We start from the raw sequence: 24,133 nt of genomic DNA, 5'->3' as shown, positions 1-24,133 counted from the left end.
GCGCCTGTCACAGGATTCTGTGAACAGGCCCGGCCCCGCGGTCGTTTCAGCCGGAGCACGGCGTGAATGCCCCATTGATGAACCCGAATCGCACCCGGCGCACCGCCTGAAGGCAAAAATCCTTATCCAGCCTGCGGGAAATACCCTAAAACACGCTGAAACCCTTGATCTACAGCGGCCCCACAAAGTTGGCACGGGGTCTGCATTAATACAGACATCTCCAGTTTTGGGGGCCTTGGTACAGGCAGGCCGGGGATTCCCCTCTTTTATTCGTGCAGTCTCACCTGCACACGCCAGCGGTCCTCCACTGACTCACCCGCCCAGCGGGCCTGCAGTGGACGGGCCGCCACCAGGCTCAGCAACAGACCCTGATCGGTCTTGCGCAGCCGCCAGCTCACCGGCTTGTCGCCGAAGCTCAGCTGACCCTTCCTCGCTTTACCTTCCGCATCGAACAGCAGCGCCACGGTACCGTCGACGGTCTCGCCGTGCAGCTTGGGCTCCTCGTTGAACCACAGGTCCAGTCCGCCAGCCACCACTTCAACCTGTTCCAGCACCCGGGGTTCGGGCGCGGTCAGGCGGCCGATCATCAGGCCAACCAGCATGCCGAACAGGGCCAGGGAAAACAGGACGCGCGGCCAGGATTTCGAACGCGGGTCCGGCTCGTCGGGGGTAGAATGCTCGTCATCTTTATGCTCGGAGCCGTGCATGTTTCACGTGATCCTTTTTCAACCGGAAATTCCGCCTAATACCGGCAACATTATCAGGCTCTGTGCCAACAGCGGCTGCGACCTGCACCTGATCGAGCCGATCGGCTTCGAACTGGACGACAAGCGCCTGCGCCGGGCGGGCCTGGACTACCACGAGTACGCCTCGCTCAAGCAGCATGCCGACCTGGCCTCGTGCCTGGAAAGCCTGGGGCAGCCCCGGGTGTTCGCCTTCACCACCAAGGGCTCGCAGCCGTTCCATGAGGTGGCGTTCGAGCCGGGGGATGCGTTTCTGTTCGGGCCGGAGAGCCGTGGCTTGCCGGCAGAGGTGCTGGATGCGCTGGAGAGCGGGCAGCGCCTGCGCCTGCCGATGCGGGAGGGGTGCCGGAGCCTGAACCTGTCCAATACCGTTGCCGTGGCCGTCTACGAGGCCTGGCGCCAGCAAGGTTTCGCCTGATGGATCATCGCTGGCAAGCCAGCTCCCACAGGTACTGCACAAGTCTCAAAGCCTGTGCTGAACCTGTGGGAGCTGGCTTGCCAGCGATGAGGCCCTCAACCCCACCACAAATCCCACCTGCATAAAAAAACGCCCCGAAGGGCGTTTTCTCAAACCACCACCGCTTACTGCAGCGAAGGCGCTTCGCCTGCTTCCTGCATGCGCTGCATCTCTTGCGCGTACAGGGCGTCGAAGTTGACCGGGGACAGCATCAGCGCCGGGAACGAACCACGGGTCACCAGGCTGTCCAGGGCTTCGCGAGCGTACGGGAACAGGATGTTCGGGCAGAAGGCACCCAGGGTGTGGCTCATGGAAGCCGCGTCCAGGTTCTTGATCAGGAAGATACCGGCCTGCTGGACTTCAGCGATAAAGGCCACTTCGTCAGCGTTCTTCACGGTGACCGACAGGGTCAGCACGACTTCGTGGAAATCACCTTCCAGACCTTTCTGCTTGGTGTTCAGGTCCAGGGAAACGCTCGGCTCCCACTGCTGGCGGAAGATCGCCGGGCTTTTCGGCGCCTCGAACGACAGGTCACGCACGTAGATGCGCTGCAGGGAGAATTGCGGTGCGCTGTCTTCGGCAGCGCCGTTGTTTTGCTCGGTCATGACAGATCCTTCTTTGCAGGGTCTTTAGAGGGTTTGGGGATTCACGCCTGGAGCAAGGCGTCGAGCTTGCCGGCGCGCTCCAGCGCATACAGGTCGTCGCAGCCACCGACGTGGGTGTCGCCGATCCAGATCTGCGGCACCGAGGTGCGCCCGGCCTTCTGGGCCATCGCTGCGCGCACCTGGGGCTTGCCGTCGACCTTGATTTCTTCGAAGGCCACGTCCTTGCTTGCCAGCAGTTGCTTGGCACGCATGCAGTACGGGCAGTAATCGCTGGAATAGACGGTGACCGGCTTCATGTCACTTCACCAGCGGCAGGTTGTCGGCTTTCCAGTTGGACACGCCACCGGACAGCTTGGCGGCGGTGAAGCCGGCCTTGAGCAGGTCGCGGCAGATGGTGCCGGAGTGCTGACCCATGTTGTCGACGATGATCAGGGTCTTGGTCGCCTTGTGCTTTTCCAGCTCGCCGGTACGGGCCGCGAACTTGTCCTGCGGAATGTTGATCGCGCCGGCGATGTGGCCAGCGGCGTATTCCTTGCTCGAACGGATGTCGATCACCACGGCCTTGTCGCCGTTGACCAGCGCGGTCAACTCGCCGTTGCTCAGGCTGCGGCCGCCTTTGCGGGCTTCGTAGACGATCAGCAGAACCAGCAGAACCAGGAAAAGTGCAACCAGCAGGTAGTGATTTGTCGCGAATTCAATCAGATGAGCAACCATCGGAGGGTGTTCCAGGTCATTAAAAATGGCGGCCAGTATACACAGCAGCAATGGGCCGCCAAAGCCTGCCGCACAGGGTAAACGACAGTAATTCTCATCATGGTGCTACTGTCTGTCGGGACGGCCATTGCGCGAGGGACGCGGAATTCGTCAAGACTGGCCAATTTGCCCTAAAATGCGGACCTTTCTCATCTACAACCGTGAGTAGATTTTGATGACGAGCACGCCCAAGCCTTTGGTCCTGATCATCCTGGATGGTTTCGGTCACAGCGAAAGCCCCGAGTACAACGCCATCTTCGCCGCCAACACGCCGGTCTACGATCGCCTGCGCGCTACCCAGCCGCACGGCCTGATCTCCGGCTCCGGCATGGACGTCGGCCTGCCCGACGGGCAGATGGGCAACTCGGAAGTCGGCCACATGAACCTCGGCGCTGGCCGGGTCGTGTACCAGGACTTCACCCGGGTGACCAAGGCCATTCGCGACGGCGAGTTCTTCCAGAACCCGGTACTCACCGGTGCCGTGGACAAGGCCGTGAGCGCCGGCAAGGCCGTGCACATCCTCGGCCTGCTCTCCGACGGCGGCGTGCACAGCCACCAGGACCACCTGGTCGCCATGGCCGAGCTGGCCGCGCAACGGGGCGCCGAGCGCATCTACCTGCACGCCTTCCTCGACGGCCGCGACACCCCGCCACGCAGCGCGCAATCGTCCATCGAACTGCTCGACGCCACCTTCGCCAAGCTGGGCAAGGGCCGCATCGCCAGCATCATCGGCCGCTACTACGCCATGGACCGCGACAACCGCTGGGACCGCGTCAGCGCCGCCTACAACCTGATCGTCGACAGCGTCGCCGACTACAGCGCCGACACCGCCGTGGCCGGCCTCGAAGCCGCCTACGCCCGTGACGAGAGCGACGAATTCGTCAAGGCCACCCGTATCGGCGAAGCCGTGAAGGTCGAAGACGGCGACGCCGTGATCTTCATGAACTTCCGCGCCGACCGCGCCCGCGAGATCTCCCGCGTGTTCGTCGAGCCGGACTTCAACGAATTCCCCCGTGCGCGCCTGCCGAAACTGGCGGCCTACATCGGCCTGACCCAGTACTCGGCGAAGATCCCGGCCCCGGCGGCCTTCGCCCCGGCCAGCCTGCACAACGTGCTTGGCGAATACCTGGCGAACAACGGCAAGACCCAGCTGCGCATCGCCGAAACCGAGAAATACGCCCACGTCACCTTCTTCTTCTCCGGAGGCCGTGAAGAGCCGTTCCCGGGCGAAGAACGCATCCTGATCCCGTCGCCGAAGGTCGCCACCTACGACCTGCAGCCGGAAATGAGCGCCCCGGAAGTCACCGACCGCATCGTCGAGGCCATCGAGCAGCAGCGCTACGACGTGATCGTGGTCAACTACGCCAACGGCGACATGGTCGGCCATACCGGCGTGTTCTCGGCTGCGGTCAAGGCCGTGGAAGCCCTGGATGGCTGCGTCGGGCGCATCACCGCGGCGCTGGACAAGGTCGGCGGCGAAGCCCTGATCACCGCCGACCACGGCAACGTCGAGCAGATGGAAGACGAATCCACCGGCCAGGCGCACACCGCGCACACCACCGAGCCGGTGCCGTTCATCTATTACGGCAAGCGTGACCTGAAGGTCCGCGAAGGCGGCGTGCTGGCGGACGTGGCGCCGACCATGCTGACCCTGATGGGCATGGAAATTCCGGCGGAAATGACCGGTACCTCGATCCTGATCAAGCCTTAAGCTGTAAGCCTCAAGCTGCAAGAAGGGTACGCGCTGCCTTTTCTTGCAGCTTACTGCTTGAAGCTTGCAGCTATACGTCCCTAAGGCGTTTTTTTTGGCGCCAGCGGCGGGCATACTAGGCCAGTCTCCATCCCCTGGTTATCGCCATTCCATGCTCCGCGCCCTGATCCTCCTAGCCCTGACCTGCCTGCTCGGCCCGGCCTTCGCCGACGAGCGCGCGCAAACCCAGCAGCAACTGGACGCCACGCGCCAGGACATCGCCGAGTTGAAAAAGAAGCTCGGTGCGCTGCAGGAAGAGAAATCCGGCGTGCAGAAAGACCTGCGCGGCACCGAAACCGACATCGGCAAGCTCGAGAAGCAGGTAGAGGAGCTACAGAAAGAACTAAAAAAGAGCGAGGGCGAACTGGAGCGCCTCGACACTGAAAAGAAGACACTCCAGTCCGCCCGCACCGAACAGCAACGCCTGATCGCTATCCAGGCGCGCTCCGCCTACCAGAACAACGGCCGCGAGGAATACCTCAAGCTGCTGCTCAACCAGCAGAACCCGGAAAAATTCGCCCGGACCCTGACCTATTACGACTACCTGAGCAAGGCCCGCCTGGCCCAGTTGCGCAGCTTCAACGAGACCCTGCGCCAGTTGGCCAACGTCGAGAAGGACATTGCCCAGCAGCAGGCCCAGCTACTGGTCCAGCAAGGCACCCTCGACGCCCAGCGCCAGGAACTGGAAAAGACCCGCGCCGAGCGCCAGGAAATCCTCGCCAAACTCAATGGCACCCTGAAGACCAACGACCAGAAGCTCGCTGCCCGCGAACAGGAGCAGGCCGAGCTGGGCAAGGTGCTCAAGACCATCGAGGAAACCCTCGCCCGCCAGGCCCGCGAGGCCGAGGAAGCGCGCCAGCGCGCACTGGCCGAGCAGGAAGCCGAGAAGAAACGCCAGCGTGAAGCCGCCCTCGCCGCCCGCGAATCGTCACGCCCGGCACGGGACGAAGAGGCCCCGAAGAAGCCCGTACGCAGCCCTGGCCCGCTGGTTTCCAGCGACGGCGCAGTCTACGGCGGCGCATTTTCTGCGGCCCGGGGCAAACTTCCGTGGCCGGTCAATGGTCGATTGTTGGCACGCTTCGGTGAAAGCCGCGGCGACGATGCCCGGGCCAAGTGGGACGGGGTGATGATCAGCGCTTCAGCCGGCAGCCAGGTTCACGCGGTACACGGCGGACGCGTAGTGTTCGCCGATTGGTTGCGCGGGGCTGGACTTCTGGTCATTCTCGACCATGGTAACGGTTACCTCAGCCTCTACGGTCACAACCAGACCCTGCTCAAGGGCGCGGGCGACATCGTCAAGGCCGGCGAGGCGATCTCCACCGTTGGCAACAGCGGTGGCCAGAGCACCCCGGCGTTGTACTTCGCCATCCGCCAGCAGGGTCAGCCAAGCGACCCGACGCAGTGGTGCCGTGGTCAAGGATAGGCTTTACCCTTTTTAAAAAGCGCCAGCCGCCCGGCGACCGGCGCCAGGCTCCTCTCGGGGCTCACACAGGATCAGGAGTTCGTTCGACATGCTGCATTCGCCTCGCCTTACCTCGCTGGCCCTGGCCGTCGCCCTGGTCGGCGGCGCGTCCCTGGCGTTCGCCGCCGAGCCGGCCAAGCCCGCGACGGCCCTCGCGCCGACCACGGTCAACGGCCAGGCCCCGCTGCCGCTGGACGAGCTGCGCACCTTCGCCGAAGTCCTGGACCGGGTGAAAGCCGCCTACGTCGAACCCGTGGATGACAAAACCCTGCTGGAAAACGCCATCAAGGGCATGCTCAGCAACCTCGACCCGCACTCCGCCTACCTCGGCCCGGAAGACTTCCAGGAGCTGCAGGAAAGCACCAGCGGCGAATTCGGCGGCCTGGGCATCGAAGTCGGCCAGGAAGACGGCTTCGTCAAGGTGGTGTCGCCGATCGACGACACCCCGGCCTCTCGCGCCGGCATCGAGGCGGGCGACCTGATCGTCAAGATCAACGGCCAGCCGACCCGCGGCCAGACCATGACCGAAGCCGTGGACAAGATGCGCGGCAAGATCGGCGAGAAGATCACCCTGACCCTGGTCCGCGACGGCGGCACGCCGTTCGATGTGACCCTGGCCCGTGCGGTGATCCAGGTGAAGAGCGTGAAGAGCCAGTTGCTGGAATCCGGCTACGGCTACATCCGCATCACCCAGTTCCAGGTCAAGACCGGCGAAGAAGTCGGCAAGGCCCTGGCCAAGCTGCGCAAGGACAACAACGGCAAGCTGCGCGGGGTCGTCCTCGACCTGCGCAACAACCCCGGCGGCGTGTTGCAGTCGGCGGTGGAAGTGGCCGACCACTTCCTGACCAAGGGCCTGATCGTCTACACCAAGGGCCGCATCGCCAACTCCGAACTGCGTTTCTCCGCCGACCCGGCCGATGCCAGCGAAGGCGTGCCACTGGTGGTGCTGATCAACGGCGGCAGTGCTTCGGCCTCGGAGATCGTCGCCGGCGCCCTGCAGGACCAGAAACGCGGTGTGCTGATGGGCACCGACAGCTTCGGCAAGGGCTCGGTGCAGACCGTGCTGCCGCTGAACAACGACCGCGCCCTGAAGATCACCACCGCGCTGTACTACACCCCCAACGGCCGCTCGATCCAGGCCCAGGGCATCGTTCCGGACATCGAGGTGCGCCAGGCCAAGGTCACCAGCGAGCAGGACACCGAGAACTTCAAGGAAGCCGACCTGCAGGGCCACCTCGGCAACGGCAACGGCGGCGCCGACCGGCCGTCCAGCAGCAAGACGTCGGGCGCGGCCTCGAGCAAGAAGGAGCGTCCGCAGGACGGTGACTTCCAGCTCAGCCAGGCCCTCAGCCTGCTCAAGGGCCTGAGCATCACCCGCGACAAGTGATGCGTGCGTTCTGCCTTGCCCTGCTCTGCCTGCTGACCGGCCTCGCCCACGCGGCGCCGGTCCAGCCGCCGCGGGCCTATCTCAGCCTGATCATCGACGACCTGGGCCAGAACCCGGCCCGGGACTCGCGCACCCTCGCCCTGCCCGGCCCGGTGACCATGGCGATCATGCCCGACACCCCCCACGCCACCGACTTCGCCCGCCAGGCGCACAAGGCCGGGCGCACGGTGATCCTGCACATGCCCATGGACCCGGCCACCGGCCCCTATGCCTGGCACCCGGGTACGCCGCTGCCGGAACTGGAGCAGCGCCTGAATGCGGCGCTGGCGAAGGTGCCCTATGCGACCGGGGTCAACAACCACATGGGCAGCCGCATGACCGCCCAGCCGGAGGCCATGGCCTGGTTGATGGGCGAGTTGCAGCGGCGTGATCTGTTCTTCGTCGACAGCCGTACCAGTGCCGCCACCGTGGCGGCAGCCAAGGCCCAGGCGCTGGGTCTGGCGAGCCTGTCGCGGGATGTGTTTCTCGATGACGTGCGTACTTCGGAAGCTATCGCCGGACAGTTGCGCATCGCCGTGGAACTGGCGCGCAAGCAAGGGACCGCGGTGGTGATCGGTCACCCTTATCCACAGACCCTGGAAGTGCTGGAGCGCGAGCTGCCAAGGCTCAAGGCCCAAGGTGTCGAGCTGATCGGCCTGCGGCAGATGATCGGCGAACGCAGCAACCGCGCCATGCCCGCCCATGGCAAGGGCGGGATCTACAGGTAACGGGCGTAGGTGGCGTCGACGAAGCCATCCTGGCGCATCTGCTCCAGGGCGTCCTGCAGGCGCTTCACCACGTCATCCGGCACACTCGGGTTCAGCGCCAGGTACAGCTCGGTACCGTTGAAACGCAGCACGGTCTTGAACGCGGTCATGCCGATCTGCCGGGCCAGGTAGCGGCCGGCGGGGTCGCCGGTGGCCCAGAGGTCGATCTCGCCGTTTGAAAGCTTCTTCGCGTTGTCCTGGTCGCGCAGCACCAGCACCGGCTTCAACCCCTGCTTTTGCAGGTTCTCGGCGATGGCGTCGCCCTTGTAGGCACCGATGCGCAAGCCTTTGGCCTGTTGCAGGTTGTCCAGCTGGATGCGGCTGCCCGCCGGCGCCAGCAGCACCCAGTCATCCGGGCCCAGCGGGCCGACCCACTTGAACAGCTTCTCCCGGTCCGGCAGGCGGGCGAGAACGAAGACGCCATGGTTCGCCGTGTCCCTGGCCTGCTGGTAGACCCGGGTCCAGGGGAAGCGCAGGGTCATGCTGTAGGGGACTTCGGCGCGGTGGAACATCTCCCGTACCAGGTCGGCGGCGATGCCATCGATGTCCGCCTCGTGGGCGAAACTCTTGCCGTCGCGGGACATGTTGTAGGGCGGGAAGTTTTCGGTCACCAGGACCACGGGCTCGCTGGCTTGCGCGGCGGTGGTCAGGGTGAGGAGGAAGAGGAGTCTGGTCAGCATCGGGAGGGATCTGATTTTTTGGGGTGATGCTGATGGCCTCATCGCTGGCAAGCCAGCTCCCACAGGTCCGTGTGGGAGCTGGCTTGCCAGCGATAGGGCCCTGAAGGTCAGCGCACGACGATGCCGCGCTGCGCCATGTAGGCCTTGGCCTCCGGCACGGTGTACTCGCCGAAGTGGAAGATGCTCGCCGCCAGCACGGCACTGGCATGCCCTTCCAGGATCCCGTCGGCCAGGTGCTGCAGGTTGCCCACGCCACCCGAGGCAATCACCGGGATCCCCAGCGCATCGCTGATCGCCCGGGTCACGCCCAGGTCGAAGCCGCTCTTCATCCCGTCCTGGTCCATGCTGGTCAGGAGGATCTCGCCAGCGCCCAGGCCTTCCATCTTCTTCGCCCATTCCACCGCATCCAGCCCGGTAGGCTTGCGCCCGCCATGGGTGAAGATCTCCCAGCGCGGGGTTTCGCCCGGGCCGGAGACTTTCTTGGCGTCGATGGCGACCACGATGCACTGCGAACCGAAATGCGCCGCCGCTTCACCCACGAACTCCGGGTTGAACACCGCCGCGGTGTTGATCGACACCTTGTCGGCACCCGCGTTGAGCAGGTTGCGGATGTCCTGCACGGTGCGCACGCCACCGCCCACGGTCAGCGGGATGAATACCTGGCTGGCCATGCGCTCGACGGTATGCAGCGTGGTGTCACGGCCATCGACGCTGGCAGTGATGTCGAGGAAGGTGATCTCGTCGGCCCCCTGCTCGTCGTAGCGACGGGCGATTTCCACCGGGTCGCCGGCATCGCGGATGTTCTCGAACTTGACGCCCTTGACGACCCGGCCGTTGTCCACGTCCAGGCAAGGGATGATGCGTTTGGCCAGGGCCATATCAGAATCCTCAGCTGCAAGCTTCAAGCTTCAAGTCATAAGTAAAGGCAGATCGCGGTCTCGCTCTTACTTGCAGCTTACGGCTTGAAGCTTGGGGCTTCTCAGTAGCTGTCGCAGAAGGCCTGGGCCTCAGCGACGTCGAGGGTGCCTTCGTAGATGGCACGACCGGTGATGGCGCCGATGATGCCCGGGGCCTTGGCGTCCAGCAGGGCCTTGATGTCGCCCAGGTTGTGGATGCCGCCGGAAGCGATCACCGGGATCTTCGTGGCTTCGGCCAGGGCCTTGGTGAAAGGCACGTTGCAGCCCTGCATCATGCCGTCCTTGGCGATGTCGGTGTAGACAATCGCCGAGACGCCATCAGCCTCGAAACGCTTGGCCAGGTCGATGACCTGCACCGAGCTGACTTCGGCCCAGCCGTCGGTGGCGACGAAGCCGTCTTTCGCGTCCAGGCCGACGATGACCTTGCCCGGGAAGGCCTTGCACGCTTCGGCCACGAACTCAGGCTGCTTGACCGCCTTGGTGCCGATGATCACGTAGCTGACGCCCGCCTTGACGTAGTGCTCGATGGTTTCCAGCGAGCGGATGCCGCCGCCGATCTGGATCGGCAGGTTCGGGTAGCGCTTGGCGATGGCGGTGACCACTTCGCCGTTGACCGGCTGGCCTTCGAAGGCGCCGTTCAGGTCGACCAGATGCAGACGGCGGCAGCCACCTTCAACCCATTTGGCGGCCATGCTCACCGGGTCGTCGGAGAATACGGTGGAATCTTCCATGCGGCCCTGGCGCAGACGTACGCAGGCACCGTCCTTGAGATCGATAGCGGGGATAATCAGCATCTGGAAAACCTGTCTAATCGGTAAACGGTGAGCCCGGGAAGTCAGTTCTTCTCGAGCGCCCACAGGTCGACTTCAATGCTCTCGAAGCGCTCCTTGAGCTGCGTCTGAACATCGAAGATCGCCCGGTTGTAGTAGTGCGGCGCAATTTCCTTGGCGAACAGCTCGAGCACCTCGGCCACTTCGAACGAGCCCAGTTGCAGCTCGAACCGGTCTTCGAGGAAGCGCTTGAGGGTGTCCAGTGCCTCGCGCTCCTGTTCGGGCGCGAGGGTGATGGCCGGGGTCTTGCTGCGTGAGCGGTTCATTACCAGCGGCCATCCCAGGCGGCGAAGTTCTGCAGGAGCTGCAGGCCGTGGGTGTGGCTCTTCTCCGGGTGGAACTGGGTGGCGAAGCGCGAGCCTTCGGCCAGCACCGCAGCGAAATCGACGCCGTAGTGGCCGCGACCGATCACCTGGGACGGCTTGCCGGACTCGATGTAGTAGCTGTGCACGAAATAGAAGCGCGCCAGGTCCGGAATGTCGTGCCAAAGCGGGTGGTCGATCACCTGGCTGACCTGGTTCCAGCCCATGTGCGGCACCTTCAGGTGCTCGCCGTCTTCATGCAGGTCCTTGCCGAAGAAGCGCACCTTGCCAGGGAACATGCCGATGCAATCGACACCGTCGTTCTCCTCGCTGTGCTCCAGCAGGGCCTGCATGCCGACGCAGATGCCGAGGAACGGACGGTCCTGGCTGACTTCCTTGACCAGGCTGTCGAAGCCCAGGCGGCGGATCTCGCCCATGCAGTCGCGGATCGCGCCCACACCGGGGAAGACCACGCGGTCGGCTTCACGGATGACTGCGGCGTCGCTGGTGATCAGCACCTTGCCGGCGCCGACGTGCTCCAGGGCCTTGGCCACCGAGTGCAGGTTGCCCATGCCATAGTCGATAACGGCTACGGTCTGCATTACAGGGTTCCCTTGGTCGAAGGCATCTGCCCGGCCATGCGCTCGTCCAGCTCGACGGCCATGCGCAGCGCGCGGCCGAAGGCCTTGAACACGGTTTCGATCTGGTGGTGGGTATTGTGACCGCGCAGGTTGTCGATGTGCAGGCTGACATTGGCGTGGTTGACGAAGCCCTGGAAGAATTCCTGGAACAGGTCGACGTCGAAGCCGCCCACGGTCGCGCGGGTGTACGGCACGTGCATCTGCAGGCCCGGGCGGCCGGAGAAATCGATCACCACCCGCGACAGCGCTTCGTCCAGCGGGACATAGGCGTGGCCGTAGCGGCGGATGCCCTTCTTGTCGCCTATGGCCTGGTTGAAGGCCTGGCCCAGGGTGATACCGACGTCTTCGACGGTATGGTGGTCGTCGATATGCAGGTCGCCCTTGCACTCGATGTCCAGATCGATCAATCCGTGACGGGAAATCTGATCCAGCATGTGCTCCAGGAAAGGCACGCCGATATCGAATCGGGCCTTACCAGTGCCATCCAGGTTGATCGAGGCTTTGATCTGGGTTTCCAGAGTATTGCGCTCGACGGACGCCTTACGTTCGACCATCACCAGCTCCGCAAAATCATTGGGCGAAAAAGGCGGTCATTATAGGCGCAGAACGTCGCATCTTGAAACGAAGATGACGTGTGGTGTGTGGGGTTTTGCGCCCGATTTTCGGGCTGATGGGCAATTCGAGGGCCTCATCGCTGGCAAGCCAGCTCCCACAGGGTCCGCGGTGCATGCGATCCCTGTGGGAGCTGGCTTGCCAGCGATTGGGCCGCAAGAGCGACCCAAAACCCCGGATCAGTGGAACAGAACAGCCGTCTTCTGCAGCGTCGCCCACACACCCCAGGCCAGCGGAATGCCCACGGCCAGCCAGGCCGCGATCACCAGCGGCAGGGTGCCGTCGGCGGCTTTCCACTCCAGCACGGTACTGCCATCAGCGCCCTTGTCATGCCCGATCGCCTGCTCGGCGGCCAGTTGCTCTTCGGTCATGAAGTACTTGTCGGCCACCGGACGCACCATCGCGTTGCAGATAAAGCCCAGCACCAGCAGGCCGGCGAGGATGTACAGGGTGATGTCGTAGGCCGCAGCCCGCTCCACACCAATGCTCAACTGGTACTCGCGCAGGTAGTTGACCAGCACCGGACCGAGCACGCCCGCCGCCGCCCAGGCGGTCAGCAGGCGACCGTGGATCGCACCGACCATCTGCGTCCCGAACAGGTCCGCCAGGTACGCCGGCACGGTAGCGAAGCCGCCACCGTACATCGACAGGATGATGCAGAACGCCGCCACGAACAGCGCGACGTTGCCCAGGTGGCCCATGTTCGGCACCAGCGCGTACAGGGCGAAGCCCAGCGCGAAGAAGGCGAAGTAGGTGTTCTTGCGCCCGATGTAGTCGGAGAACGACGCCCAGAAGAAGCGGCCGCCGATGTTGAACAGGCTGAGCAGGCCGGTGAAGCCGGCGGCGATCGCGGCGATCTGCGCCAGTTGCGCGGTGTCCAGTTCGCTGAAGGTCAGGTTGTTGCCCAGCAGCTTGCCGGCAAAGACTTCCTGCAGCAGCGGCGAAGCCATGCCGAGGATGCCGATACCGGCGGAAACGTTAAGGCACAGCACCAGCCAGATCAGGGCGAACTGCGGGGTCTTCCAGGCCACGCTGACGTGCACGTGGCGGTGGGTGATCATCGAGTTGCTGGCCTTCTTCGCCGGGGCGGTCCAGCCTTCAGGCTTCCAGCCGGTCGGCGGAACGCGGTACGACAGGGCACCGCCGATCATGAAGATGAAGTAGATCACCGCCATCACCACGAAGCTCTGCCACACGCCGACGCCTTCAGGGCTGGCGAAGTGGTTCATCAGCGCTGCGGCCAATGGTGCACCGACCATCGCACCACCACCGAAGCCCATGATCGCCATGCCGGTGGCCATGCCGCGCTTGTCCGGGAACCACTTGATCAGGGTCGACACCGGTGAGATATAGCCCAGGCCCAGGCCGATACCGCCGATCACCCCAGAGCCCAGCCACATCAGCCAGATCTGGTGGGTATACACGCCCAGCGCGGAAATCAGCAGACCACCGCACCAGCAAAGTGCCGAAACAACACCGGCCTTGCGCGGCCCTGCGTGTTCCAGCCAGCCACCCCAGATCGCCGCCGAGCAGCCGAGGAAGATGAAGAACAGGGTGTAGATCCAGCCGAGCATGGAGATCGGCCAGTCACAGGTGGAAGAGAACATCTGGGCGAAGAAGCCCATGTCCGGGGCGCAGGCCACCGGCGCGGTGATGCCGATCGCCTTCGACAGCGGCAGCCAGAACACCGAGAAGCCGTAGGCCATGCCGATGCACAGGTGGATGGCGAGTGCGGCAGGCGGAACCAGCCAGCGGTTGAAACCGGGTCGAGCGACGATGCGCTCCTTGGACAGGAAACCAGGCGCGCTGGCCGTGGCTCCCGCAGTGATGGTGCTCATTATTGTTGCCCTCGTAGATAGGTAGTGTTCCCACATCGGGGCCGATACCCAGCGACTTTGGCGCACGCAGGCAACGAGTCGTTTTTTGAGGCAGCCGACCCTGTCGCGACAATTTGTCGCAAAAAGATTCAGGAACTGCGCAAGAGTAGCATTTAGCTAGCTAACAAAAACCAAACTGACATCACTGTTTTTCTTGTAACTGAGACTTTCTTCCGCGGAACTGCCGGGGCACGAGGGGTCAAAACCGCCGCGCGCAGCAATCGCGGCGGCCAAGGTCGCAAGGCTATACTCTGCGGCTGACTTTTCAGATACCGACTACAAGGACTCGCCCATGAAAGCGTTCGGCAAAATCCTGGGGCTGGTGGTTCTCGGGCTGTTGCTGATCGTGGTGGCCGGCGGCTTCGCCCTGACCCACCTTTTCGATCCCAACGACTACAAAGACGAGATCCGCCAACTGGCTCGCGACAAGGCTCACATCGAGCTGACCCTGAACGGCGACATCGGCTGGAGCCTGTTCCCCTGGCTCGGCCTGGAGCTGCACGAGGCGAGCATTGCCACGCTGAACAAACCGGCCGAACCGATCGCCGACCTGCAGATGCTCGGCCTGTCGGTGCGCGTACTGCCGCTGCTGCGCCGCGAAGTGCAGATGAGCGATGTGCGGGTCGAAGGCCTGAACCTGAACCTGGTCCGCGACGAAAACGGCCACGGCAACTGGGAAGACATCGGCAAGCCGCTGCCGGCCAAGGCGCCGGAAGGCAGCGCCGAGACCGCGCCGGCCACGCCTGCGCCAGCCGAAGGCGACAGCAAGCCGGCCGCCAGCGAGCGTCCGCTGAAGCTGGACATCGACAGCCTCACCGTCAACAACGCCCGGGTGCAGTACAACGACGTGCGCAGCGGCAAGAGCTTCAGTGCCGAAAGCATCCAGCTGAGCACCGAGGCCGTGCATGACGGCGTGAACATCCCGCTCAAGCTCACCGCTTTCCTCAGTTCCGGCCAGCCGGTACTGCGGGCGCGCATCGAGCTGGCCGGCGAAGCCCGCTTCGACCGCGCCCTGCGCCGCTACCAACTGGAAGACATGAAGCTGCATGGCGAACTCTCCGGCGAGCCGCTGGCGCAGAAGAGCATGACCTTCTCCGCCCAGGGCCAGTTGCTGGCCGACCTGGCCGCCAACGTTGCCGAATGGAACGGCCTGAAGCTCTCCGCCAACCAGCTGCGCGCCCTCGGCGAGCTGCATGTGCGCGACCTGAACAGCGAGCCGAAGGTCAGCGGGGGCATTTCCATTGCCCAGTTCGACCTGCGCAAGTTCCTCGACAGCGTCGGCGTGGTCCTGCCACCGATGAAGGACCTGACCACCCTGACCAACGTCGAGCTGGTCGGCCGCCTCGAAGGCACGAAAACCAGCCTGGCCCTAGAAGACCTGGCGCTGAAGCTGGACGACAGCACCTTCACCGGTCGTGTGGCCGTGGAAGACTTCGCCAAACAGGCCCTGCGCCTCCAGTTGAAGAACGACAAGTTCGACGCCGACCGCTACCTGCTGGCCAAGAGCGACGACGCGAAGAACGCCAATGCCGCGCGCAAGGCCGAAGTGCAAAGCACCGAAGCCACCGCCGTCGCCGGCCCGGGCACCTCGCCGCTGCCGGACGCACCGACCCAGGTCGCCTGGAGCACCGACAAGCTGCTGCCGGTGGACCGCCTGCGCGCCCTCGACCTGCAGGCCGACCTGAGCTTCGGCGTGCTGACCCTGGACAAGCTGCCGATCCAGAACGCCGAGCTGAAGGCCAACGGCCAGGGCGGCCTGATCACCCTGGAAGCCCTGCGTGGCGGCCTGTACAACGGCACCTTCGACACCCGCGGCACCCTCGACGTGCGCCCTGCCGTTCCGCAGATCGGCGTCAACGCGAAGATCGTCCGGGTACCGGTGGAACACTTCATCAAGCACGACGGCGACACCCCGCCGGTGAAGGGCCTGCTCACCCTCGACAGCGACCTGACCGCCACCGGCAACAGCCAGAAGGCCCTGGTCGATACGCTCAACGGCAAGGCCAGCTTCGTCATCAACAACGGCGTGCTGGTCAACGCCAACCTCGAACAGCAACTGTGCCAGGGCATCGCCACCCTCAACCGCAAGACCCTGAGCGGCGAGCCACGGGGCAAGGACACGCCGTTCCAGGAGCTCAAAGGCAGTCTGGTGCTGAGCAACGGCGTGGCCAGCAACCCGGACCTGAAAGTCCGCATCCCTGGCCTGACCGTCAACGGCAACGGCGATATCGACCTGCGCGTGCTGGGCATGGACTATCGCGTCGGGGTCATCGTCGAAGGCGACACCCGCGAAATGCCGGACCCGGCCTGCCAGGTCGGCGAGCGCTTCGTCGGGCTGGAATTCCCGCTGCGCTGCCGTGGCCCGCTGGAGCTGGGTGCACGGGCCTGCCGCATCGACAAGGACGGGGTCGGCAAGCTGGCCGGCCAGGCGCTGGGCAACCGGATCAACGAAAAACTCGAAGAGAAGCTGGGTGACAAGGTCAGTCCCGAGCTCAAAGACGCATTGAAGGGCCTGTTCAAACGATGACCCCCGAGCAGTTTTCCACCGCGGTGCTCGACTGGTTCGACCGCCACGGCCGCCACGACCTGCCCTGGCAACAGGGCATCACCCCGTACCGGGTGTGGGTCTCCGAGATCATGCTGCAGCAGACCCAGGTCAGCACCGTGCTCAATTACTTCGGCCGCTTCATGGACGCCCTGCCGGACGTCCAGGCCCTGGCCGCAGCGCCCGAAGACGAAGTGCTGCACCTGTGGACCGGGCTGGGCTACTACACCCGCGCACGCAACCTGCAGAAGACCGCGAAGATCGTGGTCGAGCAGTACGGCGGCGAATTCCCCCGGGATGTCGAGAAGCTTACCGACCTGCCCGGCATCGGCCTGTCCACTGCCGGCGCCATCGCCAGCATCAGCATGGGCCTGCGTGCGCCGATCCTCGACGGCAACGTCAAGCGCGTCCTGGCGCGCTACACGGCGCAGGAGGGCTACCCCGGCGAGCCCAAGGTGGCCAAGGCGCTGTGGGCCAACGCAGAGCGCTTCACGCCGCACCAGCGGGTCAACGACTACACCCAGGCGATGATGGACCTTGGCGCCACCCTCTGCACCCGCAGCAAGCCCAGTTGCCTGCTGTGCCCGCTGGAGCGTGGCTGCGAAGCGCACATGCTCGGTCAGGAGATCCGCTACCCGCTGCCCAAGCCGCGCAAGACCCTGCCACAGAAGCGCACATTGATGCCGCTGCTGGCCAACGACGAGGGCGCCATCCTGCTTTACCGGCGCCCCTCCAGCGGGCTCTGGGGCGGGCTCTGGAGCTTGCCGGAGCTGGACGACCTGGACGACCTGGAGCACCTCGCCGACCAGCACCGCCTGAACATCGAAACCCGCCACGAACTGACCGGCCTGACCCACACCTTCAGCCATTTCCAGCTGGCCATCGAGCCTTGGCTGGTACGCGTCGGCCAGCAGGGCGACCACGTGGCCGAGGCCGACTGGCTCTGGTATAACCTCGCCACCCCGCCGCGCCTGGGCCTCGCCGCCCCGGTGAAGAAGCTGCTGAAGCGCGCGGCCGACGTATTGATTGCAGGAGAGTCGCGATGACCCGCACCGTAATGTGCCGCAAGTACAAAGAAGAACTGCCGGGCCTGGAGCGTCCGCCGTACCCGGGGCCGAAGGGCCTGGACATCTACGAGCACATCTCGCAGAAGGCCTGGGCCGACTGGCAGAAGGAGCAGACCATGCTCATCAACGAGAAACGCCTGAACATGATGAACGCCGATGACCGCAAGTTCATCCAGGGCGAGATGGACAAGTTCTTCTCCGGCGAGGATTTCGAGAAGGCCGAAGGCTACGTTCCACCGGCCCAATGACCCCCGAAAACCGTAAGCGTCGGTATTAATTAAAAAAATTTTGAAAATGTTGTTGACGCAATCCTGAAAAACGCTTTTAATGCGCCCCGTTGCCCAGATAGCTCAGTCGGTAGAGCAGAGGATTGAAAATCCTCGTGTCGGCGGTTCGACTCCGTCTCTGGGCACCAAGACAACGCAAAGCCCCTGAATCGAAAGATTCAGGGGCTTTTTGTTTGCCTGCGTTTTTTTGGCATTTCGCTAGCAGGAAAAGTTACCGCGAAATGTAGGGCTAATCCTCCCCAGGGAGATGGAGATGAGAAAGCTTGCACTGCTTTGGTCGGTAATTCTCCTGAGCGGATGCGTTGGCATCACGATAACGGCCCCGGAAAAGCAAAAAATCCTGTCTTACGACGATCGGCACCTCCTCAAGCAGGAACCCGAACCAGTGATCAGCAAGGTCGTGATCCACAACCAGAGGCGCGAGTGGTGCGGGGCGACGCTATGGGCTCTGGGCCTGCCTATCCCCCTGAAGCTTCCCGTCTGCCAATCTTTCGAAGAAACCTCATACGGTGTCGACAACAGAGGGCGGGCAGTGCCACTCGTGATTTCGCGACAGGAGATGCAGTCCCCGTTCTATGGATGCGGTCCACTCATGGGGCTGTCGGCGATGATCCACGGCTACAAAGGAAACATTTTCTGCGGCATGCTTCCATGACACTCGCAACCCAGCTGGGCGTGAGTACCTACACATCTCGGACTGATGGCCGACGCGGTTCAGGTAGGAGCGTGGCTTGCCCGCGAAGGGCCGCAAAGCGGCCCCAAAACCTGCCACTCCGAGCATCCGGGGCACTGAAGCCAAGCAGGCGCTGAATCCAGAAATCTTCCCCCACCTAGCTCGTGCTGGATGGTTTTGGGGCCGCTGTGCGGCCCTTCGCGGGCAAGCCACGCTCCTACAGCTCCTGCGTGGATCCTCCATCCGAGCCTGGACGAGAGATGTGTGGATACCCAGGCCCCAAGGACGGCGCCAAGCCGAGCGCAATAGGTTGACCGACATCAATACGCCATCACTCGATCTATGTAAGTTGTGGAGCTGGACATTCGAAGGAACAGAAGGCCCCTCCCCATGAGTGAAGAAACCCCCGTCCTGCCGTTCCCAGAGCCCGGGGTGACCGCGCACCACGTGACACCGCACAAGCCAGCCGCCGCCCGCCCGCACCGTCGCCCACGCAAGCCAGCGCCGATCGTCGAGACCGAAGTCATCACCGACAGCCCGGCCGCCATCGAAGTCGCCCACGCGCCCCACGGCACCAGCGAGGACAGTTCCTCGGCGAAGCTGCCGCACACCTACCCCTACAGCACCCGCATGCGCCGTGCCGAGTACGACAAGGCCAAGCACGCGCTGCAGATCGAGCTGCTCAAGGTGCAGAACTGGGTCAAGGAAACCGGGCAGCGCGTGGTCATCCTTTTCGAAGGCCGCGACGCGGCGGGCAAGGGTGGCACCATCAAGCGCTTCATGGAGCACCTGAACCCCCGCGGTGCACGGATCGTCGCCCTGGAGAAGCCCTCCGAGCAGGAAAAGGGCCAGTGGTACTTCCAGCGCTATATCCAGCACCTGCCGACGGCGGGCGAGATGGTCTTCTTCGACCGCTCCTGGTACAACCGCGCCGGCGTCGAGCGGGTCATGGACTTCTGCTCGCCCCTGCAATACCTGGAATTCATGCGCCAGGCCCCGGAGCTGGAGCGCATGCTGTGCAACAGCGGCATCCTGCTGTTCAAGTACTGGTTCTCGGTGAACCGCGAGGAACAGCTGCGCCGCTTCATCTCCCGGCGTGACGACCCGCTCAAGCACTGGAAGCTGTCGCCCATCGACATCAAGTCGCTGGACAAGTGGGGCGAGTACACGGCGGCCAAGGAAGCCATGTTCTTCCACACCGACACCGCCGATGCGCCGTGGACGGTGATCAAGTCCGACGACAAGAAGCGCGCGCGGATCAACTGCATCCGCCACTTCCTTAACGCCCTCGACTACCCGGGCAAGGACTTCCGCGTCGCCCACGAACCCGACCCGCTGCTGGTGGGCCGCGCCTCGCGGGAAATCGAAGAAGACCTGCGCGATGAAGACGAAGTGGAGCTGCGCGGCCGGGTCAGCGCCCTGACGCTGCCACGCTGAAAGGACCTCACGCCGGTTCGGCCGGGTGACTGCCTGTCGCCCATCGAGCTGGCGCCGCTCTCCCCGGCTTGGGTTTCCTGGTCAACTGCGTTTCAATACGCGTCTTTGACTGACTTCGCACCAAGGAACCCCCGATGGCCTCGAACACCAAGCAACAGAAACGCGCCAAGCGCGCCGCCGCCAAGGCCCGCGAAAACCGCATGGTGCGCAGCGGCCAGGCGGTCAAGAGCAGCGGCGAGGCGTCCAGCGCCAGCGTCCAGCAGGTGTTCGACAAGGCCATGAACTCGGGCAGCTACACCGCCATGTTCGAGAAGATGAAGACCGCCCAGGAAAACGGCCTGGAAGCCATGATCGCCGTATTCATGGTCGACCCGCTGCTGACCCTGGTACTCAAGGGCCACAGCGAAGACCACGCCACCGACTACATCTGCATGGTCTTCTGCGCATACCGCAAATGGCTGGATGGCACCGAGGAAGCCGAGGCCATGGCCTGGCTGGAAAGCGAGGAATTCCAGGACGCCTATGTGGCGGCCTCGGAGATGGTGTCCAAGCAGAAGAAATTTGCCTGACTCACCCGCCCCGGACAAACAACACAAAACCCTGTGGGAGCTGGCTTGCCAGCGATTAGGCCGGCAATGACAAAGATGTTGTCAGATCGGGCCAAATCGCTGGCAAGCCAGCTCCCACAGGGTCGGAGAGATGCTCTGGATGCTCAGCTATCCATCACCAGGCTCCCGCCCTTCTCCGCCTTGCGCTTGCGCGCCACCAGCAGGCCGGCAGCCACCACGGCAATGCTCAGCAGCCCGGTGGAGATCACCTCGGCGCGATGGTCAGGACGGATCAGCATCAGCGTCAGCACGCCGATGATGAAGAAGATGGTCACCCAGGTCAGCACCGGGAAGGCCCACATCTTGAAGGCGATCTTCTCGCCCCGGGCCATGCGCTGACGACGCATGCGCAGTTGCGACACCGCAATCACCAGGTACACCAGCAGGGCAATCGCCCCCGAACTGGCCAGCAGGAACTCGAACACCTGCGCCGGCGCCACATAGTTGGCGAACACGGTCAGGAACGCCGCCGCCGTGGACAGCAGCACCGCCCAGTGCGGCGTGCCGCTGCGGTTGGTGCGCTGGGCAACCGCCGGCGCATCACCACGCTTGCTCAGGGAGAACAGCATGCGCGACGAGGTGTACAACGCCGAGTTGAGGCAACTGGTCACGGCGATCAGCACGACCACATCGACGATCAGCTTGGCATGCGGGATGCCCATCAGTTGCAGCACGGTCTGGTACGAACCCACCTCTGCCAGCTCGCCGGCATTCCACGGCACCAGGGCGACAACGATGAAGATCGACACGAGGTAGAACAGGAAGATCCGCCAGATCACCGAGTTGGTCGCCTTGCTGATCTGCTTGCCCGGGTCTTTCGACTCGGCGGCGGCAATGGTGACGATCTCGGTGCCCATGAACGAGAACATGGTGGTCAGCATGGCGCCCAGCACCGCGCCGAGGCCGTTGGGCATGAAGCCCTGGGTGTCGAACAGATGGCTTACACCGCTGACCTGGCTGTGCGGCATGAAACCGAAGATCGCCGCCAGGCCGAGAATGATGAAGCCGATGATGGCCACGACTTTCAGCAGGGCGAACCAGAACTCGAACTCACCGTAGTTCTTCACGCTGAACAGGTTGGTCGCGGTCAGCAGCAAGGTGATGACCAGGGTGAAGACCCAGATCGCCACGTCTGGGAACCAGGCATTGAGGATGGTCGCGGCGGCGTTGGCCTCCAGCGGGATGACCAGCACCCAGAACCACCAGTACAGCCAGCCGATGGTGAAACCGGCCCAGTGCCCGATGGCACGGTCGGCGTAGGTGGAGAAGGAACCGGTGTCCGGCGAGGCCACGGCCATTTCGCCGAGCATGCGCATCACCAGTACCACCAGCGTGCCTGCGGCGGCGTAGGCCAGCAGCACGGCCGGGCCGGCAGCGGCGATGGCATGGCCGGAACCGACGAACAGACCGGCGCCGATAACACCTGCGATGGACAGCATGGTCACATGCCGTTGCTTGAGCCCCTGAGCGAGGTCATTGGAATTGTGCTTACCGCTCATAAAACTACCTATGCAAAGAATGGGAGATCGTCCCGCGATTGGAGCCGCATGCCCTTTTGGGGCACCCCGCGTCTCATGACAGGTGGATCGCAATAAGCGGGCCAGATCGATGGCCGTCCATTTCGAAACACCTTGAAACCACGATAAACAGGGCCTGCGGCGCTTTCCGCCAGTCATTGGCCGAAAGGTCGCCAAACTTGCCAGACTTTGCCGGATTACTGAAATACCCACTTACAATTAGAAACAGGTGCTCCATAACCGAACGCGGGTAACACCTTGTGCAACTTTATGGATCACCGAGGTACAACCACGCGGTACAACCGCACTCCGCCGAGGTGCTACCGAAAAGCGCCGCGACCAAATACGCCTTTCCTCGGGCGGCCAAAACTGGCACCATCGCGCCTTTTTTCATCCTGGCTCCGGCCCGTAAAACGGAACCGGCGGACCGCGACGCGACATTCCACTGCGACGATGCGACACCCGCCCCTCCCCCGGCCGCCCACCCTGCTTGCCCTTCTTGGCTGCGATCCGAACGCTATGCTAGCGTTGCGCCTCGCCAGGACGGCCGCCAACAAGCAGAACGCACAGAACATATGAGGACCGCACATGGCCCAGGCCGCGCCCGCGCTGGAAATCCGCAACCTGCACAAACGCTACGGCGAGCAGGAAATTCTCAAGGGCATCTCCCTTACCGCCCGTGACGGCGACGTGATTTCCATCCTCGGCTCCTCCGGTTCCGGCAAGTCGACCTTGCTGCGCTGCATCAACCTCCTGGAAAACCCGCACCAGGGCGAAATCCTCGTCGCCGGCGAAACCCTCAAGCTGAAGGCCGCGCGCAACGGCGAACTGGTCGCTGCCGACAACAAGCAGATCAACCGCCTGCGAAGCGAGATCGGCTTCGTCTTCCAGAACTTCAACCTCTGGCCGCACATGAGCATCCTCGACAACATCATCGAGGCGCCGCGCCGGGTGCTGGGGCAGAGCAAGGCCGAGGCCATCGAGCACGCCGAAGCGCTGCTGGACAAGGTCGGCATCCACAACAAGCGCCACAGCTACCCCACCGAGCTTTCCGGTGGCCAGCAGCAGCGCGCCGCGATCGCCCGGACCCTGGCGATGAAACCCAAGGTCATCCTGTTCGATGAGCCGACCTCCGCGCTGGACCCGGAAATGGTCCAGGAAGTCCTCAACGTCATCCGCGCCCTGGCCGACGAAGGCCGGACCATGCTGCTGGTGACCCACGAAATGAACTTCGCCCGGCAGGTATCGAGCGAAGTCGTGTTCCTTCATCAAGGCCTCATCGAAGAGCAAGGATCGCCGCAGCAGGTTTTCGAAAACCCGACCTCGGCGCGTTGTAAGCAATTCATGTCCAGCAACCGCTAACGGAGCAACACGCATGCAGAACTACAAGAAGTACCTCCTGGCCGCTGCCGCCACGCTGGTGTTCTCGGCCAATGCCATAGCCGCGGAAAAACTGCGGATGGGTATCGAAGCCGCTTACCCTCCCTTCAACAGCAAGGACGCCAGCGGCCAAGTGGTCGGCTTCGACAAGGACATCGGCGACGCCCTGTGCGCCAAGATGAAGGTCGAATGCGAAGTGGTCACTTCCGATTGGGACGGGATCATTCCGTCGCTGCTGGCCAAGAAGTACGACTTCATCGTGTCGTCGCTGTCGATCACCGACGAGCGCAAAGCGGCCGTCGACTTCACCGACCGCTACTACTCCAACAAGCTGCAGTTCATCGCGCCGAAGAACGTCGACTTCAAGACCGACAAGGCCTACCTCAAGGGCAAGACCATCGGTACCCAGCGCGCCACCCTGTCCGGCACCTGGCTGGAAGACAACTACGGCAAGGACATCACCCTGAAGCTGTACGACACCCAGGAAAACGCCTACCTCGACCTGACGTCCGGCCGTGTCGACGCCCTGCTGGCGGACAAGTACGTGAACTACGACTGGCTGAAATCCGATGCCGGCAAAGACTACGAGTTCAAGGGTGAGCCTGTGGTGGAAAGCGACGAGATCGGCATTGCCGTGCGCAAGGGTGACCCGCTGAAGGACAAGCTGAACGCTGCGCTGAAGGAAATCATCGCCGACGGCACGTACAAGAAGATCAACGACAAGTACTTCCCGTTCAGCATCTATTGATTCGCCCCGACCGGCACCGCCTTGCGCGGTGTCGGTCTCTTGAACATGC

General features: G+C 63.6%; 25 protein-coding genes and 1 tRNA gene. 14 read left to right on the top strand and 12 right to left on the bottom strand.

All coding sequences use genetic code 11. From position 1 onward, the window contains the following. Positions 1–266: 266 nt before the first annotated feature. On the bottom strand, positions 267–707 hold the full coding sequence (locus tag AC2CQI_RS22160) for a hypothetical protein (RefSeq protein WP_075804909.1): 441 nt from the start codon (positions 705–707) through the stop codon (positions 267–269). Here AC2CQI_RS22160 and trmL point away from each other — a divergent pair. Then, positions 706–1,161: a tRNA (uridine(34)/cytosine(34)/5-carboxymethylaminomethyluridine(34)-2'-O)-methyltransferase TrmL gene (trmL, locus tag AC2CQI_RS22155; RefSeq protein ID WP_075804910.1), complete on the top strand. Its 456-nt coding sequence runs from the start codon at positions 706–708 to the stop codon at positions 1,159–1,161. The genes AC2CQI_RS22160 and trmL overlap by 2 nt on opposite strands. 164 nt (positions 1,162–1,325) lie before the next feature. On the opposite strand, the gene secB is transcribed toward trmL, so the two are convergent. Genes secB through AC2CQI_RS22140 form a run of 3 tightly spaced genes read right to left on the bottom strand, consistent with a single transcriptional unit; the run spans position 1,326 to position 2,519 of the window. Further along, positions 1,326–1,805 (bottom strand): protein-export chaperone SecB, encoded by a 480-nt coding sequence (secB, locus tag AC2CQI_RS22150; RefSeq protein ID WP_075804911.1) that lies wholly within the window; start codon positions 1,803–1,805, stop codon positions 1,326–1,328. Between the two features lie 41 nt (positions 1,806–1,846). Further along, positions 1,847–2,101: a glutaredoxin 3 gene (gene grxC / locus AC2CQI_RS22145; protein ID WP_075804912.1), complete on the bottom strand. Its 255-nt coding sequence runs from the start codon at positions 2,099–2,101 to the stop codon at positions 1,847–1,849. Between the two features lies 1 nt (position 2,102). After that, a complete protein-coding gene (locus AC2CQI_RS22140; RefSeq protein ID WP_484577896.1) occupies positions 2,103–2,519 on the bottom strand; it encodes a rhodanese-like domain-containing protein in 417 nt (138 codons plus the stop codon). A 214-nt stretch (positions 2,520–2,733) separates the two neighbouring features. Between AC2CQI_RS22140 and gpmI the strand changes: the two genes are divergently transcribed. The 4 genes from gpmI (at position 2,734) to AC2CQI_RS22120 (ending at position 7,924) form a co-directional block, all read left to right on the top strand. Next, on the top strand, positions 2,734–4,269 hold the full coding sequence (gpmI, locus tag AC2CQI_RS22135) for a 2,3-bisphosphoglycerate-independent phosphoglycerate mutase (RefSeq protein ID WP_484577895.1): 1,536 nt from the start codon (positions 2,734–2,736) through the stop codon (positions 4,267–4,269). A 151-nt stretch (positions 4,270–4,420) separates the two neighbouring features. Beyond that, positions 4,421–5,731 (top strand): murein hydrolase activator EnvC family protein, encoded by a 1,311-nt coding sequence (locus tag AC2CQI_RS22130; protein ID WP_484577894.1) that lies wholly within the window; start codon positions 4,421–4,423, stop codon positions 5,729–5,731. An 88-nt stretch (positions 5,732–5,819) separates the two neighbouring features. Then, positions 5,820–7,157, top strand: a complete 1,338-nt coding sequence (locus AC2CQI_RS22125; protein ID WP_484577893.1) for a S41 family peptidase — start codon at positions 5,820–5,822, stop codon at positions 7,155–7,157. Beyond that, a complete protein-coding gene (locus AC2CQI_RS22120) occupies positions 7,157–7,924 on the top strand; it encodes a divergent polysaccharide deacetylase family protein (RefSeq protein WP_484577892.1) in 768 nt (255 codons plus the stop codon). The genes AC2CQI_RS22125 and AC2CQI_RS22120 overlap by 1 nt, the downstream gene beginning before the upstream one ends. Here the strand turns inward: AC2CQI_RS22120 and AC2CQI_RS22115 are convergent. The 7 genes from AC2CQI_RS22115 to AC2CQI_RS22085 all read right to left on the bottom strand — a co-directional run bounded on the left by AC2CQI_RS22115 (position 7,915) and on the right by AC2CQI_RS22085 (position 13,783). Next, complete coding sequence (locus tag AC2CQI_RS22115; protein WP_484577891.1) at positions 7,915–8,643, bottom strand: substrate-binding periplasmic protein; 729 nt, start codon at positions 8,641–8,643, stop codon at positions 7,915–7,917. The two genes, AC2CQI_RS22120 and AC2CQI_RS22115, sit on opposite strands and share 10 nt — an antisense overlap. A gap of 107 nt (positions 8,644–8,750) precedes the next feature. Beyond that, positions 8,751–9,521 carry an imidazole glycerol phosphate synthase subunit HisF gene (gene hisF / locus AC2CQI_RS22110; RefSeq protein ID WP_042120547.1) on the bottom strand — a complete coding sequence of 257 codons (771 nt, stop codon included), beginning with the start codon at positions 9,519–9,521 and terminating at the stop codon, positions 8,751–8,753. 101 nt (positions 9,522–9,622) lie between these two features. Further along, entirely contained in the window at positions 9,623–10,354 is a 732-nt protein-coding gene (gene hisA / locus AC2CQI_RS22105; RefSeq protein ID WP_484577890.1) for a 1-(5-phosphoribosyl)-5-[(5-phosphoribosylamino)methylideneamino]imidazole-4-carboxamide isomerase, read from the bottom strand. Positions 10,355–10,395: 41 nt separating this feature from the next. Next, positions 10,396–10,656 carry a DUF2164 domain-containing protein gene (locus AC2CQI_RS22100; RefSeq protein WP_075804920.1) on the bottom strand — a complete coding sequence of 87 codons (261 nt, stop codon included), beginning with the start codon at positions 10,654–10,656 and terminating at the stop codon, positions 10,396–10,398. Then, the gene (gene hisH / locus AC2CQI_RS22095; protein WP_484577889.1) at positions 10,656–11,294 is read right to left on the bottom strand and encodes an imidazole glycerol phosphate synthase subunit HisH; all 639 of its coding nucleotides are present in this window, start codon (positions 11,292–11,294) and stop codon (positions 10,656–10,658) included. Before hisH ends, AC2CQI_RS22100 begins: the two co-directional genes overlap by 1 nt. Further along, complete coding sequence (gene hisB, locus AC2CQI_RS22090; RefSeq protein ID WP_075804922.1) at positions 11,294–11,887, bottom strand: imidazoleglycerol-phosphate dehydratase HisB; 594 nt, start codon at positions 11,885–11,887, stop codon at positions 11,294–11,296. Before hisB ends, hisH begins: the two co-directional genes overlap by 1 nt. A gap of 237 nt (positions 11,888–12,124) precedes the next feature. Then, entirely contained in the window at positions 12,125–13,783 is a 1,659-nt protein-coding gene (locus AC2CQI_RS22085) for an OFA family MFS transporter (protein WP_484577888.1), read from the bottom strand. Positions 13,784–14,114: 331 nt separating this feature from the next. Between AC2CQI_RS22085 and AC2CQI_RS22080 the strand changes: the two genes are divergently transcribed. The 7 genes from AC2CQI_RS22080 to AC2CQI_RS22050 all read left to right on the top strand — a co-directional run bounded on the left by AC2CQI_RS22080 (position 14,115) and on the right by AC2CQI_RS22050 (position 20,400). Continuing rightward, complete coding sequence (locus AC2CQI_RS22080) at positions 14,115–16,349, top strand: AsmA family protein (protein WP_484577887.1); 2,235 nt, start codon at positions 14,115–14,117, stop codon at positions 16,347–16,349. Beyond that, complete coding sequence (gene mutY / locus AC2CQI_RS22075; protein WP_484577886.1) at positions 16,346–17,413, top strand: A/G-specific adenine glycosylase; 1,068 nt, start codon at positions 16,346–16,348, stop codon at positions 17,411–17,413. The genes AC2CQI_RS22080 and mutY overlap by 4 nt, the downstream gene beginning before the upstream one ends. Beyond that, complete coding sequence (locus tag AC2CQI_RS22070) at positions 17,410–17,682, top strand: oxidative damage protection protein (protein ID WP_484577885.1); 273 nt, start codon at positions 17,410–17,412, stop codon at positions 17,680–17,682. The genes mutY and AC2CQI_RS22070 overlap by 4 nt, the downstream gene beginning before the upstream one ends. 91 nt (positions 17,683–17,773) lie before the next feature. Beyond that, positions 17,774–17,849 (top strand) — tRNA-Phe (locus tag AC2CQI_RS22065). A gap of 125 nt (positions 17,850–17,974) precedes the next feature. Further along, positions 17,975–18,376, top strand: coding sequence for a hypothetical protein (locus AC2CQI_RS22060; RefSeq protein ID WP_075804927.1), 402 nt, complete (start codon positions 17,975–17,977; stop codon positions 18,374–18,376). A gap of 408 nt (positions 18,377–18,784) precedes the next feature. After that, entirely contained in the window at positions 18,785–19,831 is a 1,047-nt protein-coding gene (gene ppk2, locus AC2CQI_RS22055; protein WP_484577884.1) for a polyphosphate kinase 2, read from the top strand. A gap of 134 nt (positions 19,832–19,965) precedes the next feature. Next, positions 19,966–20,400 carry a hypothetical protein gene (locus AC2CQI_RS22050; RefSeq protein WP_484577883.1) on the top strand — a complete coding sequence of 145 codons (435 nt, stop codon included), beginning with the start codon at positions 19,966–19,968 and terminating at the stop codon, positions 20,398–20,400. Between the two features lie 143 nt (positions 20,401–20,543). Here the strand turns inward: AC2CQI_RS22050 and gabP are convergent, their stop codons facing one another. After that, positions 20,544–21,938 (bottom strand): GABA permease, encoded by a 1,395-nt coding sequence (gene gabP / locus AC2CQI_RS22045; protein WP_484577882.1) that lies wholly within the window; start codon positions 21,936–21,938, stop codon positions 20,544–20,546. Positions 21,939–22,544: 606 nt separating this feature from the next. Between gabP and AC2CQI_RS22040 the strand changes: the two genes are divergently transcribed. Together AC2CQI_RS22040 and AC2CQI_RS22035 are read left to right on the top strand one after the other, a co-directional pair. Then, a complete protein-coding gene (locus AC2CQI_RS22040; RefSeq protein WP_075804931.1) occupies positions 22,545–23,318 on the top strand; it encodes an ABC transporter ATP-binding protein in 774 nt (257 codons plus the stop codon). 13 nt (positions 23,319–23,331) lie between these two features. After that, the gene (locus AC2CQI_RS22035) at positions 23,332–24,084 is read left to right on the top strand and encodes an ABC transporter substrate-binding protein (protein ID WP_484577881.1); all 753 of its coding nucleotides are present in this window, start codon (positions 23,332–23,334) and stop codon (positions 24,082–24,084) included. Positions 24,085–24,133 lie beyond the last annotated feature (49 nt).

Source organism: Pseudomonas sp. P2S-1 (genome assembly GCF_057197725.1).
Note: the sequence above shows the minus strand (reverse complement) of the source record. Positions and strands in the feature narration are given on the sequence as shown.

What these genes read in the sequence shown, in the direction of transcription:
- AC2CQI_RS22100 (WP_075804920.1), bottom strand. Translation starts at nt 10,656, where the DNA reads ATGAACCGCTCACGCAGCAAGACCCCGGCCATCACCCTCGCGCCCGAA.
- hisA (WP_484577890.1), bottom strand. Translation starts at nt 10,354, where the DNA reads ATGCTGATTATCCCCGCTATCGATCTCAAGGACGGTGCCTGCGTACGT.
- secB (WP_075804911.1), bottom strand. Translation starts at nt 1,805, where the DNA reads ATGACCGAGCAAAACAACGGCGCTGCCGAAGACAGCGCACCGCAATTC.
- ppk2 (WP_484577884.1), top strand. Translation starts at nt 18,785, where the DNA reads ATGAGTGAAGAAACCCCCGTCCTGCCGTTCCCAGAGCCCGGGGTGACC.
- gabP (WP_484577882.1), bottom strand. Translation starts at nt 21,938, where the DNA reads ATGAGCGGTAAGCACAATTCCAATGACCTCGCTCAGGGGCTCAAGCAA.
- hisH (WP_484577889.1), bottom strand. Translation starts at nt 11,294, where the DNA reads ATGCAGACCGTAGCCGTTATCGACTATGGCATGGGCAACCTGCACTCG.
- AC2CQI_RS22120 (WP_484577892.1), top strand. Translation starts at nt 7,157, where the DNA reads ATGCGTGCGTTCTGCCTTGCCCTGCTCTGCCTGCTGACCGGCCTCGCC.
- grxC (WP_075804912.1), bottom strand. Translation starts at nt 2,101, where the DNA reads ATGAAGCCGGTCACCGTCTATTCCAGCGATTACTGCCCGTACTGCATG.
- mutY (WP_484577886.1), top strand. Translation starts at nt 16,346, where the DNA reads ATGACCCCCGAGCAGTTTTCCACCGCGGTGCTCGACTGGTTCGACCGC.
- AC2CQI_RS22060 (WP_075804927.1), top strand. Translation starts at nt 17,975, where the DNA reads ATGAGAAAGCTTGCACTGCTTTGGTCGGTAATTCTCCTGAGCGGATGC.
- AC2CQI_RS22140 (WP_484577896.1), bottom strand. Translation starts at nt 2,519, where the DNA reads ATGGTTGCTCATCTGATTGAATTCGCGACAAATCACTACCTGCTGGTT.
- AC2CQI_RS22125 (WP_484577893.1), top strand. Translation starts at nt 5,820, where the DNA reads ATGCTGCATTCGCCTCGCCTTACCTCGCTGGCCCTGGCCGTCGCCCTG.
- AC2CQI_RS22050 (WP_484577883.1), top strand. Translation starts at nt 19,966, where the DNA reads ATGGCCTCGAACACCAAGCAACAGAAACGCGCCAAGCGCGCCGCCGCC.
- hisF (WP_042120547.1), bottom strand. Translation starts at nt 9,521, where the DNA reads ATGGCCCTGGCCAAACGCATCATCCCTTGCCTGGACGTGGACAACGGC.
- AC2CQI_RS22115 (WP_484577891.1), bottom strand. Translation starts at nt 8,643, where the DNA reads ATGCTGACCAGACTCCTCTTCCTCCTCACCCTGACCACCGCCGCGCAA.
- AC2CQI_RS22080 (WP_484577887.1), top strand. Translation starts at nt 14,115, where the DNA reads ATGAAAGCGTTCGGCAAAATCCTGGGGCTGGTGGTTCTCGGGCTGTTG.
- trmL (WP_075804910.1), top strand. Translation starts at nt 706, where the DNA reads ATGTTTCACGTGATCCTTTTTCAACCGGAAATTCCGCCTAATACCGGC.
- AC2CQI_RS22085 (WP_484577888.1), bottom strand. Translation starts at nt 13,783, where the DNA reads ATGAGCACCATCACTGCGGGAGCCACGGCCAGCGCGCCTGGTTTCCTG.
- gpmI (WP_484577895.1), top strand. Translation starts at nt 2,734, where the DNA reads ATGACGAGCACGCCCAAGCCTTTGGTCCTGATCATCCTGGATGGTTTC.
- AC2CQI_RS22040 (WP_075804931.1), top strand. Translation starts at nt 22,545, where the DNA reads ATGGCCCAGGCCGCGCCCGCGCTGGAAATCCGCAACCTGCACAAACGC.
- AC2CQI_RS22035 (WP_484577881.1), top strand. Translation starts at nt 23,332, where the DNA reads ATGCAGAACTACAAGAAGTACCTCCTGGCCGCTGCCGCCACGCTGGTG.
- hisB (WP_075804922.1), bottom strand. Translation starts at nt 11,887, where the DNA reads ATGGTCGAACGTAAGGCGTCCGTCGAGCGCAATACTCTGGAAACCCAG.
- AC2CQI_RS22130 (WP_484577894.1), top strand. Translation starts at nt 4,421, where the DNA reads ATGCTCCGCGCCCTGATCCTCCTAGCCCTGACCTGCCTGCTCGGCCCG.
- AC2CQI_RS22070 (WP_484577885.1), top strand. Translation starts at nt 17,410, where the DNA reads ATGACCCGCACCGTAATGTGCCGCAAGTACAAAGAAGAACTGCCGGGC.
- AC2CQI_RS22160 (WP_075804909.1), bottom strand. Translation starts at nt 707, where the DNA reads ATGCACGGCTCCGAGCATAAAGATGACGAGCATTCTACCCCCGACGAG.